This is a genomic window from Hymenobacter piscis (assembly GCF_018760735.1).
GTDB classification, from domain to species: domain Bacteria; phylum Bacteroidota; class Bacteroidia; order Cytophagales; family Hymenobacteraceae; genus Hymenobacter; species Hymenobacter piscis.
Map to the genome: position 1 here is coordinate 1 of NZ_JAHHZN010000021.1, position 11,181 is coordinate 11,181.

Here is an 11,181-nt window from a genome sequence, read left to right on the forward strand (position 1 = left end):
GCGGCCGGTGCCGCCTGCCGTACCGGCCTGCCCAAGCGTGTGTGGCTGAATCAGTTGCCATTCACGTTCCGTAAGTTCGTGGCGTCGCATCCCGCAAATTTAAACATGACTGTCCACACACTCTAGTAAAAAGTTATGAATTGGTAATGCTGGCTCAGGGCAGTGTTGCCTACCCACAGAAGGCCACCCGTGCCGAACCTCTGGCCGGGAACAAAAGCACTTTTTAACTCGCCAAACCGGCCGTTTCTTCCGGCATGAACCTAAAAAAGCCACCCCTTGCGGAGTGGCTTTTTTTTGAATATTTCCGGGAAGGGGAAGGTCCTAGAGCTTGGGCAATGTCAGCACTTGGCCTACTTCAATATGGTCGGGGTTGCTGCCGATGGTGGCCTTGTTGGCATCGTAGATCTGGTGCCATTTGGCGGCATCACCGTAGTGATTCTTGGCGATTTTGGACAGCGAGTCGCCACTCACTACCGTGTAGGTTTCGCCCGTGGTGGTGTCGGCTGCCTTGTCGGTGTTGCCGAAGAAATCGGTGGCGCCGCCGGCGGGCGTAGTAGTAGGAGCAACTGGTTTTTTATCGCCTTTATCGGAGAGGAAATCGAAGAGTCCCATGAGCGTGGTAGGTTAGGGTAGAGGGGTGAGGAAAGAGGGAAGGAGGCTGCCGGGCAGCGGGGTAATCAGCACCTCTTACGCCGTGGTAGGCAATAGGTTGTGTCGGGCTGGTAATAGCGGTTTAGGCGGGTAAGGGCCACGGTAGCCAGAACGAACCCCGGGAGCCGTGCTACCGTAAGAGGCGCAACACCGTGCGTTCCGCTGCGGAGCCGCGGTTTCTTTTGCCACATCCTTTCACTATCCTTTCCTCTCTCCGATGAAAAACCTGACCACCACCTCATCCCGCCTGCTGGCTAGCCTGTTCATGCTCGTGCTGCTCTTCACCGCTGCCTGTGGCGGCAAGGAAGGCACCGTGGAATCCGTTAATCAGCTCTACGGCACCGACAGCAAAACCTGGAAAACCGACAAGGAAATGGACGCTACCGGCGATAAGGTGAAGCAAACCGACGCCATGGAGGACCAGCGCGTGACCTTCTACGCCAACGGCCAGTACAACATGATGTCGGGTGCCCAGACCATGAACGGCAAGTATGCCTTCGATCAGGGTGCCAAAACCATCACCATGACCCCCGACGGGGCCGCCCAGTCGAACACCTTCTCGGTCGTAACCCTGACCGACGACAAGCTCACGCTCAAAGGTACCGACGGCTCGGAACTGCGCCTGGAAAAAGAGTAGTTTCGGTTCGATAACCGCTTCTGAAAAATACAGAAAGCCCCTTCTGCCGCAGGCAGAAGGGGCTTTCTGTATGCCAGTACCTTGGGTTGATTGGGCCGGTAAAAGCTGGCGGAATTTGTGCTACTTTGCCGGCTCTCTTTCCTATTCTAGTTTCCGTTATATGCTCGTAAGATTGTCCCGGCTGGCCGTTTTAGGCCTGCTGAGCGCCGCCCTGCACGGCCCCGCGGCCCAGGCCCAAACCACAACTCCCGCCACCACGGCTCCGGCGGCCACCCCGCTGCCCACCCACGCTATCCGCAGCATCAGCCCCGCCGACACCGACTTCTCGGACCTGGAGTTTCTGCGCCGGGAAATTGGCGGGGCGCGGGTGGTGATGCTGGGCGAGCCGACCCACGGGGAAGGCAATGTGTTTGAGGCGAAAATCCGGCTGATGCGCTTTCTGCAGGAGCGCATGGGCTTTACCACGGTGGCCTTCGAAAGCGGCTTTTACGAATTGGACAAGGCCCAGCGGGAAATACAAGCAGGTACGGCTGTGCGGGAGGCAATTGAAGGTAGCGTATTCCCGATTTGGACTACTACCCGCGAGTTTCAACAGGTGCTGCCGCTGCTAGGGCCTGGTAAGCTGAAAGTAGCCGGGTTCGATTACCAGCTAAGTGGAGGCTACCAGGATGAGCTGGTGGAAGAGTTGGAAGCTTTCCTCAAGCCTGAAAAAGGTGCTGACGGCATTGCCTACGATTACCTGGACGAGTGCATCAGCACGATGGGCGAACAATTTATGTTTCCGGCCTCCCACCAGATTGTGCTGTTCAATCTGCAGGTGAACAAGGCCCGCAAGCTGCTCGAAAAAGTAGCCACTGGCCCCGACGCCCGGCGGCGGGAGCGGGCCGCTTTCTGGCTCCAGAACCTGCGCAGCCTGCAGGCCATGGCCCACGACTACGCCAACAACGACCCCGGCGCCATTGATTCGGCCGATTTCAAAGCAGTAAACAGCAACCCCCGCGACGCCCAGATGGCCGATAACCTGCTCTGGTACGTGCGCCAGCATCCGCAGGAGAAAGTTTTGTGCTGGGGTGCCCTGCCGCATCTGGCAAACCGGGTGGAAGTATTGAATGATGACGAGATAAAACAGTACATCCCCATGGGTCGGGCCGTGAAGGCGGCGTTAGGCGACGATGCGGTGTACGTGCTGGGTACGTTGGCGGGCAGCGGTACGCATGGTTTCCTGAATTCCGGGGGGCACAAGCCGGTGCCGGTGCCCGCTCCCGGCACGCTGGAAGCCGAACTGCTGAGCCGGGGGCAGGACTACAGCTTCGTGAGCCTGAAGCATGAAGCGCCCAACCGCCAACTGACCACGTATGCCTTCCAGTATGAGGCCTTAACCGGCCCCTGGAGCCAGATAGTGGATGGTTTTCTGTTTTTGAAAACCATAAATCCGGCGCACCTAGCCGACCCGGCAACCGGCGCCGTAGCCGCCGAGGCAGCTACCACCAAGGCAGAGGCCCGGCAATCGGGAATTCTGAACCCGGCCCAGCGGCCTATTCCAGTGGGCAAAGCCAGCGGCGCCGCTTTTACGCTCAGCGGCACAGTACTCGACCGTAAAACCGGCCAACCGGTACCCTTCGCCACGGTGGCCGTGCCCGCCCGCAGCGCCGGCACCGTGACGGATGCCCAGGGTCGGTTCCGGCTGGATGCGCGCCGGGACGAGCTGGTGCAGATCAGCAGCATCGGCTACGAACCAACTACGCTGGCCGCTGAAGGAACTGCCGCTGCGGTGCGTCTCATGCCGGCCGCTTTTGCCTTGGCCGATGTACGGGTGAGTGCTCAGTCGCAGAACCCGAAGCGCATCATGAAGAAGGTCATAAAAGCGGCGGAACAGAACTATGAGCAGCAAGATTATATGGCCCAGGTGTATACGCAGCGGCGGCTCATTAATTTCGATACGCTCCGCCACGAGGTAGAATACGTGAGTCACATATTCGAGCCGGCAGGCTACCGGCACTGGGGCGGGGGTTTTCTAATGATGGGCCCCGTCCAAACGCATCAGGTTTTAGAGAAGCACGTGGCGGTGCAATCGGTCAAGCCATTGGGGTCTTTCGACCTGATGGAGGGCGGCCAGGGCTTCATGACGGCTGCCGCCGACCCCGTGCGTACCTCTCCGCTGTTCAAAAGTCGGACTCTAGGCAAATTCGCGCTCCGGTTGGATTCGGTCGAACACCACAACGGCGAAACCTGGTACGTTATCCGGTTTGCCGCTAAGCGGGCTACCCACCGAAGCACCGGCACGTACCTGCAGGCTGGCTATTCGGGCAAGGTGTACGTGCGTCAAAAGGATTACGCCGTGACGCGTTACGAAGCGCTCTGGCAGACGGATACTGTGCGGTACAACGCCACCGCTCGCAAGTACAGCGGGCGGGCGAACCAGATTGCCCGACTGTATGCACAGGTATATTCCGATAGCCGTACGGCGCATGTGGTAAATTACGAGCAGGCAGCTAACGGCCGCTACCACGTCAGCAGCAGTATTGCCCAGGCTCTGAGTATCGGCCGGGTCCTGAAAGGCAATGCCTTCTACGCGCAGAAGTATTGCGCGCAGTATTTCCAGCAGTTGCCGCCAGCCGCGCTGGCTAACCGGCCGGATCATGGAGATAAGCCCGGAATGAAAAGCTTCGAAATCTGGCAGGTGAATAACACGCCCTACCGCCCCGAGTTCTGGCAAACCTACCAGCGCCCCGTGCCCGCCGAGCCGGCCCCGATGCTGGAAGTGAGTAAGTAGCAGTTGCATCGGCCTGTGGCCCGGCCGCAGTTCGGGCCACAGGCCAATGCAACTGCTAGGAATGCATAACCTTCCGGGCCGCGCGCTTGCCGTAGATGCGGGTAATCCAGCGGGGCAGGAACACGGCACCCAGCACCAGGTAGAGGTAGTAGGTTACGATGCGGTAGAGCAGGACCATGAAGTTGGTCATGGTGGCCGTGCCGATGAACTTGCCGAAGAAGGTGGGGAACGCGCCCTCGGCCACGCCCGCGCCGCCGGGCGTAATGGCAATCAGCAGGATAACCTTATAAGTGAGGTTGCGGCCGAAAATCAGCCAGAACTCGGTCCAGCCCACCGGAATAAAGGCCCCGATCAGGCAGCCGATGACCAGGTAACGGGCCGTCCAGACGAAGGCCGTGCTCAGGGCCGCCCGCAGCCAGTAGGCGGCCCCGTTGCCGCGCAGCTGGGCCGAAGCCAGCACCAGCTCGTTGCCCAGCTTATAGGCCCGGCCCCGGAACCGCCGCAGGCCGCGCAGCGTGAACAGGCGCACCAGCAGCCGGCGCACCGCCCGCGGGTTCACGAAAATGGCGTAGCCCATCAGCAGGGCGTAGGCCGTCACGAACACGTAGCTCAGGATAAAGCCGATGCGCAGGGTGGCAATCAGCCCGCCCTGCAGGGCCTCGTGGGGATAGAGCGTTTCGCCCCCGATAACCACCACCAGCGGCACCATGAGCACGTAGTAGAGGTTGTCGAGCAGGGCGGTGGCCATGATGTAGGCCACTGACTTGCCCAGCGGAATGCCCTCCTTGTGCAGCAGCACCGGGGCCACGGCCGTACCGCCCACTGCCGAGGGCAGCACGCACGACGAGAACTCCCAGAGCATAATCACGTCGAGGGCCGCGCGCCAGCTCAGCGCTTTTTCGGTCAGGTAGCGGATGCGGTACACGTAGCCCGCGTCGCGGGCCAGCAGCACCAGCACCGTGACCAGCAGCCACCCGGGTCTGGCTTCCGCCAGTGGGGCCAGGTCGCCGGGTTGGTAGCTACGCCAGAACATGAAGCCCACCACGCTCAGGCCGATGAGCACCGGCAGCACAATCCGCGAAGGCCGGAGCTTATCCAGTAGCTGTTGGTCTTCGGATTGGGCGTGGTGGAGCTGGGGCATGAGGTAGGGTAAAGCGTGGTCGGGTAAAGGTACGCAATCAGGTAAGGCAGGGGTATTACGTTTGGTGCATGCGGGAAGCAATGAACTGAACGGCGCCACTCCCTTCGCCACCTCCTGGCCCGCTGAACCGGGCGAACGGAAAACGCGTAACTTTGCTTGCCAACCTCCGCGCGTGCGAAGTCTGCAAGATAACTTTCGGCCTCAGGCGGCTGTTGCCACGCTACTTATCCCATCGTTTCCTACCCTTTGCACATGATTGTCGAACCCGGTCCCCTGCTGGCGGAAATTAATTCCCCCGACGACCTGAAGAAACTCAGCCCCGATCAACTGGTGCAGGTGAGTCAGGAACTCCGCCAATTTATCATCGACTCGGTTTCGATTTACGGCGGCCACTTCGGGGCCTCGCTGGGCGTGGTGGAGCTGTCGGTGGCCCTGCATTACGTGTTTAATACGCCCTACGACCAGCTGGTGTGGGACGTGGGCCACCAGGCCTACGGGCACAAAATCCTCACCGGCCGCCGCGACCGGTTTCCCAGCAACCGCCGCTACCACGGCATGTCGGGCTTTCCTAAGCGCAGCGAAAGTGAGTACGACGCCTTCGGGGTGGGCCACAGCTCCACCAGCATCGGGGCGGCGCTGGGCATGGCCGTAGCTTCGGATTACAAGGGCGAGTTCGACCGCCAGCACATTGCCGTGATTGGCGACGGGGCCATGACGGCCGGTATGGCCTTCGAGGCCCTCAACCACGCCGGGGTAGAGAAATCCAACCTGCTCGTTATCCTCAACGACAACTGCATGAGCATCGACCCCAACGTGGGCGCGCTCAAGGAATACCTCACCGACATCACCACTTCCCGCACCTATAATAAAGTGCGCGACGAGCTTTGGAACGTGCTGGGCAAGCTCAGCAAGTTCGGCCCCAACCCCCAGCAGATTGCCCGCCGGGTGGAGCAGGCCATGAAGGCCACCCTGCTCAAGCAGGGCAATCTGTTCGAAGCGCTTAACTTCCGCTACTTCGGTCCCGTGGACGGCCACGACGTGCAGCATTTGGCCACCATTCTGGCCGACCTCAAGAACATTCCCGGCCCCAAGCTGCTGCACTGCGTGACGGTGAAGGGCAAGGGCTACGCCCTGGCCGAGAAGGACCAGACCCTCTGGCACGCGCCGGGTTTGTTCGACAAAATCACGGGCGAGATTTACAAGAAAGTCCCCGAGAAGCCCCAGCCGCCCAAGTACCAGGACGTGTTCGGGCACACGCTGGTGGAACTGGCCGAGCAGAACGACAAGATTATGGGCGTGACGCCGGCCATGCCGTCGGGCTCCTCGCTCAACATCATGATGAAGGCCATGCCCGACCGCGCCTTCGACGTGGGCATTGCCGAGCAGCACGCCGTGACCTTCTCGGCCGGCCTGGCCACCCAGGGGCTGGTGCCGTTCTGCAACATCTACTCCTCCTTCATGCAGCGGGCCTACGACCAGGTGGTCCACGATGTGGCCCTGCAGAACCTGCATGTGGTCTTCTGCCTCGACCGGGCCGGTTTCGCCGGCGCCGATGGCCCCACCCACCACGGCTGCTACGACCTGGCCTACATGCGCTGCATCCCGAACATGGTGGTGTCGGCGCCCATGAACGAGGAGGAGCTGCGTAACCTGATGTACACGGCCACGCTGCCCGAAAATGCAGGGCCCTTCAGCATCCGCTACCCGCGGGGCGAAGGCGTGATGCCGGAGTGGCGCAAGCCCCTGAGGAAAATTGCCATCGGCACGGGCCGGGTGGTGCGCGAGGGCGAAGGCGTGGCGGTGCTCAGCATCGGCCACATCGGCAACTACGCCGCCAAGGCCACCGAGCAGCTCCGCACCGAGGGTCTCAATCCCGGCCACTACGACCTGCGCTTCTGCAAGCCCCTGGATGAGGAAATGCTCCACAATATCTTCAGCCGCTACCGTGCCCTCGTAACGGTGGAAGACGGCTGCGTGCAGGGCGGCTTCGGCTCGGCCGTGCTCGAATTCATGGCCGACCACGGCTACAGCCTGCCCGTCCGCCGCTTGGGCATCCCCGATCGGGTAGTGGAGCACGGTTCCCAGGACGAACTTTACAAGGAATGCGGCTTCGACGCCGCCGGCATTGCCACTGCGTTGCGCGAGTTGAGCGGAAAGGTAACCGCGCCGGTGGCGGAGAAGGTGCTGCTGTAAATAACTTATGATTCTCAAAAGCAAGATAAAAGAGCATTGGCGACTGCTGGTGCTCTTTTTCGTTGTACTGGTTGACAGTACACACATGCAGGCACAGACACCCGGAAGCACGCTATTTCCGCTGATGTCTGCATCTACTAGATTTACCCCACGGTGGCTCGACGCGAAACTGCCACGCGACTTTAAGGTTCCTGATAGTTACGTTCGGATATTGCCTGAGCCATACCGCCGGAACAACAAGTTGTACAGCCAGTTGGCTATCAGCTATGGAGAGAAAAGCGGAGTCGTATTCACCCTTCGTCAGCAGGCAGATACTGTCTGGCTGGCAATGGATACCCAGGTAGTGGACTGGGACTCTGGTACGAGTGCGCAGCGCTTGCCTCTTGTGCAGGAAAACGTCCGCCAGCTCCAGGCCAGTTATCCTGCGCTCTTCTCCGCTATACCAACGAGTCTGGAGGAGAGTGTTTTGTTCCGCTTTAATGCTCGGATAGGCGAAAAGTGGATTTGCTATGCCAGTACCCGCCAGCGTTATACCTTCTACAGAGTAGAATTGCAAGATATTATTGTCGAAGGCCAAGCTGAACCCCAATATGTATTCAATGTCAGCTATAGTGGCGCTGCATCACACACGCCCAGCTTATTGAAAATTACGGTTTCAAAAAGTCGCGGAATCCGGGGTCTGCTTTGGTATGATTATCTGTGCGGGCCTCAGCTGAATTGCGCTGATGTACATATTCTGTATGGTCAGATGCCTACGGGTGGGGGACCAGGGCAGCTACGGCCGCGTCGGTTTCGCAGCGGCGGCGGATGACTTCCAGGATGCGCCGCTGGATTTCGCTCATCACGTAGCCCGTCCAGAGGCCGGCGTAGGGGTTGAGGCGGGTGCTCAGGCGCTGGCGGCTGTAGAGGACCAAGCGGGTGCGGCCGGGGCCGGCGGGCTGTAGCTCGTAGGTGCCGCGCAGCACGTCGAAAAACCGGCCGCCTACCGTCACGTGCTCGTCGAAGGTGGTGGGCGGAATGGTGGCCGTGTTGGGCACGATGCTGAACGAAATGCGCCGCTGGGGCTCCCACACGTCGATGGTTTCCAGAAACTCCACGCCCCGTTCGAAGGTGGCGCGGCGCACTCCGCCCAAGCCCTCGTGGCTGAGGGTAGCTTCCACGGGCCGCGGGAAACCCAGCCGGTCCACCAAGCTCGGGCCCAGGTCGCGGGCCGCAATGGGCGGCACCCGCACGATGTGCCGCCACACCACGGCCGCCGGGGCCGCAATGACCACCGTGTTTTCGACGCGCCGGTATGCGTCGGGGGCCGTGAACTGACTTTCAACGGGGGCCAGCACGAAGGGCAGCAGGGCGAAGGCGGCCACCACGTAGGTTCTGGACTGGTCGTCGCGGTTGCGGGTGATGAAGTGGTAGGCTAGCGCCCCTAATCCGGCCGTGACGATGAATAGCGGGAAAATCATCAGCACGCAAATCATTCCTTCGAGATGAAACAGCAATGCCGTGATGAGAAACACGAGCACTGTTAAAGAAGGTCCCCACACCAAGTGCCACCACAAGGAGGCGGTACGCGGGGTAAAATGAGCTGTAACTGCTCCGAGCGCCATCGGAATCAGCAGCAGGAAGCAGAGCATCAGCAGGCCCCCGGCATTGTTGAAATAACGGCTGGCAAAAGTGAATCGACCCAGCAGGGCGATGAACAGCCCCGCGCCGCTGGCAATCAGGTAGTGATAATACTGTCGTTGGATAAAGGCCATCGGAATCCAGAAAGGAGTAACGGAGGCGGTAAAAGTGCGTAATTGACCTGATTCCGCCAACTATCGTCCCATTGCTCATGCCCGCCGTTCCACCGCCTACCCTCGTCTTCCTCCATGGCTTCGCCGAAAGCGCGGCCATCTGGACCGACTTCACCCAAGGATTTCCGGCCCGTTACCGCCTACTCATGCCCAACCTGCCCGGCCACGGCCCGAATCCGGAGCCGGTAGCGGACTACTCCATGGAAGCCCAGGCCCGGGCCGTGCGGGCCCAGCTGGATGCGGCCGGCGCCGAAAAGGTGCTGCTGGTGGCCCACAGCATGGGCGGTTACGTGGCCCTGGCCCTGGCCGAAGCCCAGCCCGAGCGAGTGGCCGGCCTCGTGCTCTTCCACAGCACCGCCCTGCCCGATTCCGAGGAAAAGAAGGCCAACCGCGACAAAAACGCCGACTTCATCCGCCGCCACGGCCTCGGTAAGTTCATGGACTCGTTCATCCGGCCCCTGTTCGCGCCCTCCAACCGTGACTGGCTGAGCGCGGCCCGGGCCCAACTGGAAGCCATCGGCAAGGCCACCCCCGAAGCCACCATTCTCGGGGGCCTCGGCGCCATGCAAACCCGCCCCGACCGCACCCATGTGCTGCGGGAGGCTGCTTTTCCAGTCCTGTTCATCGGCGGCCACGAGGATGTGGCTGTGCCCCTGGAAACGCTGTTGCCCCAGTTGGCCCTGCCCGCCCAAAGCCAGGCCCTGCTGCTGCGCAACGTGGGCCACCTGGGCTTTGTGGAGGAGCCGGAGCTCACGCGGCGGGCGGTGCTGGATTTTGCGGCGGGGGCCTTGGGGGAGTAGATGTTCGGCCCGAAACAGGCTTCCCAGGCAGCGCGAAGGAGCTTGCCGCGTCAGAAAGACAACCGTTGTTAGGGCTATCTTTCTGACGCGACAAGCTCCTGGCAATTGCTCCGGATGAGAAGCTGGTTCTACCTGATTACGCCGTCAGCAAACCCATTTTGAGCAGGGCTTCGGCAATCTGCACGGCGTTGGTGGCGGCGCCTTTGCGCAGGTTATCGGCCACCACCCACAGGTTGAGGGTGCGGGGCTGGGTTTCGTCGCGGCGCAGGCGGCCGACGAGCACCGCATCTTGGCCGTGGGCGTCCTTGGGCATGGGGTAGACGTTGTTCTTTACGTCATCCACCAGCTCCACACCCTCGGTGCGACGCAGGATGGCGCGCACCTCATCAAGGTCGAATTCCTCGGCAAACTCCACGTTCAGGGCTTCGGAGTGGCCGCCCATCACGGGGATGCGCACGGTGGTGGCCGTGACACGAATCTGGTCGTCGCCGAAGATTTTCTTCGTCTCGTTCACCATTTTCATCTCCTCCTTGGTGTAGCCATTGTCCTCGAACACATCGATGTGGGGCAGCACGTTCAGGTCGATGCGGTGGGGGTAGGCGGGGTTGGTGGGCTGCTGGCCGGCACGCTCCTCCAGGAGCTGATCCACGGCCTGCTTGCCGGTGCCCGTCACGCTCTGGTAGGTGCTCACCACGATGCGCTGCACCTTGTAGCGGGCGTGCAGCTCGTTGAGGGCCACCACCATCTGAATGGTGGAGCAGTTGGGATTGGCAATGATTTTATCGGCGGCGGTCAGCTCCCGGGCGTTGATTTCGGGCACCACCAGCTTTTTGGAGGGGTCCATGCGCCAGGCCGAGGAGTTGTCGATGACCACGGTGCCGGCCTCGGCGAAGCGGGGCGCCTCCTGCTTGCTGATGGAGCCGCCGGCCGAGAAGATGGCCACGGCCGGGCGGGCCGCAATAGCGTCGTCCATGCTCACCACCTGGTATTTTTTGCCCTGGAATTCGATTTCCTGGCCCACCGATTTGGCGGAAGCCACCGGCAGTAATTCCGTGACCGGGAAGTTGCGCTCGGCCAGTACGTTCAGCATCTCGGTGCCTACCAGTCCGGTGGCACCCACTACGGCTACTTTCATATGCGTTGGGGGTTGAGCGGTAAAGGTAAAGCGGTTATATTTCCTACGCACATTTATC

9 protein-coding genes are annotated in these 11,181 nt (G+C 61.0%); 5 read left to right on the forward strand and 4 right to left on the reverse strand.

What is annotated here, in order from left to right; all coding sequences use genetic code 11:
- Nucleotides 1-321: 321 nt before the first annotated feature.
- Nucleotides 322-612: a LysM peptidoglycan-binding domain-containing protein gene (locus tag KLP40_RS17385; RefSeq protein ID WP_215595100.1), complete on the reverse strand. Its 291-nt coding sequence runs from the start codon at nucleotides 610-612 to the stop codon at nucleotides 322-324.
- Nucleotides 613-868: 256 nt separating this feature from the next.
- Here KLP40_RS17385 and KLP40_RS17390 point away from each other — a divergent pair, with 256 nt between their 5' ends.
- Both KLP40_RS17390 and KLP40_RS17395 read left to right on the forward strand, forming a co-directional pair.
- Nucleotides 869-1,288 carry a lipocalin family protein gene (locus KLP40_RS17390; protein WP_215595101.1) on the forward strand — a complete coding sequence of 140 codons (420 nt, stop codon included), beginning with the start codon at nucleotides 869-871 and terminating at the stop codon, nucleotides 1,286-1,288.
- Between the two features lie 160 nt (nucleotides 1,289-1,448).
- Entirely contained in the window at nucleotides 1,449-4,061 is a 2,613-nt protein-coding gene (locus KLP40_RS17395) for an erythromycin esterase family protein (RefSeq protein ID WP_215595102.1), read from the forward strand.
- Nucleotides 4,062-4,116: 55 nt separating this feature from the next.
- Here KLP40_RS17395 and KLP40_RS17400 read toward each other — a convergent pair whose 3' ends face one another.
- Nucleotides 4,117-5,202: a lysylphosphatidylglycerol synthase transmembrane domain-containing protein gene (locus tag KLP40_RS17400; protein ID WP_215595103.1), complete on the reverse strand. Its 1,086-nt coding sequence runs from the start codon at nucleotides 5,200-5,202 to the stop codon at nucleotides 4,117-4,119.
- A gap of 252 nt (nucleotides 5,203-5,454) precedes the next feature.
- Here KLP40_RS17400 and dxs point away from each other — a divergent pair, with 252 nt between their 5' ends.
- On the forward strand, nucleotides 5,455-7,395 hold the full coding sequence (gene dxs, locus KLP40_RS17405) for a 1-deoxy-D-xylulose-5-phosphate synthase (RefSeq protein ID WP_215595104.1): 1,941 nt from the start codon (nucleotides 5,455-5,457) through the stop codon (nucleotides 7,393-7,395).
- A 7-nt stretch (nucleotides 7,396-7,402) separates the two neighbouring features.
- Entirely contained in the window at nucleotides 7,403-8,206 is an 804-nt protein-coding gene (locus KLP40_RS17410; protein ID WP_215595105.1) for a hypothetical protein, read from the forward strand.
- On the opposite strand, the gene KLP40_RS17415 is transcribed toward KLP40_RS17410, so the two are convergent.
- The gene (locus tag KLP40_RS17415) at nucleotides 8,148-9,149 is read right to left on the reverse strand and encodes a hypothetical protein (protein ID WP_215595106.1); all 1,002 of its coding nucleotides are present in this window, start codon (nucleotides 9,147-9,149) and stop codon (nucleotides 8,148-8,150) included. The genes KLP40_RS17410 and KLP40_RS17415 overlap by 59 nt on opposite strands.
- A gap of 77 nt (nucleotides 9,150-9,226) precedes the next feature.
- Here KLP40_RS17415 and KLP40_RS17420 point away from each other — a divergent pair, with 77 nt between their 5' ends.
- A complete protein-coding gene (locus KLP40_RS17420; RefSeq protein WP_215595107.1) occupies nucleotides 9,227-9,988 on the forward strand; it encodes an alpha/beta fold hydrolase in 762 nt (253 codons plus the stop codon).
- A gap of 136 nt (nucleotides 9,989-10,124) precedes the next feature.
- Here the strand turns inward: KLP40_RS17420 and KLP40_RS17425 are convergent, their stop codons facing one another.
- Nucleotides 10,125-11,123 (reverse strand): aspartate-semialdehyde dehydrogenase, encoded by a 999-nt coding sequence (locus KLP40_RS17425; protein ID WP_215595108.1) that lies wholly within the window; start codon nucleotides 11,121-11,123, stop codon nucleotides 10,125-10,127.
- Nucleotides 11,124-11,181: the final 58 nt, after the last annotated feature.

Coding starts and splice junctions, on each gene's coding strand:
- KLP40_RS17385 (WP_215595100.1), bottom strand. CDS start 612: ATGGGACTCTTCGATTTCCTCTCCGATAAAGGCGATAAAAAACCAGTT.
- KLP40_RS17390 (WP_215595101.1), top strand. CDS start 869: ATGAAAAACCTGACCACCACCTCATCCCGCCTGCTGGCTAGCCTGTTC.
- KLP40_RS17395 (WP_215595102.1), top strand. CDS start 1,449: ATGCTCGTAAGATTGTCCCGGCTGGCCGTTTTAGGCCTGCTGAGCGCC.
- KLP40_RS17400 (WP_215595103.1), bottom strand. CDS start 5,202: ATGCCCCAGCTCCACCACGCCCAATCCGAAGACCAACAGCTACTGGAT.
- dxs (WP_215595104.1), top strand. CDS start 5,455: ATGATTGTCGAACCCGGTCCCCTGCTGGCGGAAATTAATTCCCCCGAC.
- KLP40_RS17410 (WP_215595105.1), top strand. CDS start 7,403: ATGATTCTCAAAAGCAAGATAAAAGAGCATTGGCGACTGCTGGTGCTC.
- KLP40_RS17415 (WP_215595106.1), bottom strand. CDS start 9,149: ATGGCCTTTATCCAACGACAGTATTATCACTACCTGATTGCCAGCGGC.
- KLP40_RS17420 (WP_215595107.1), top strand. CDS start 9,227: ATGCCCGCCGTTCCACCGCCTACCCTCGTCTTCCTCCATGGCTTCGCC.
- KLP40_RS17425 (WP_215595108.1), bottom strand. CDS start 11,123: ATGAAAGTAGCCGTAGTGGGTGCCACCGGACTGGTAGGCACCGAGATG.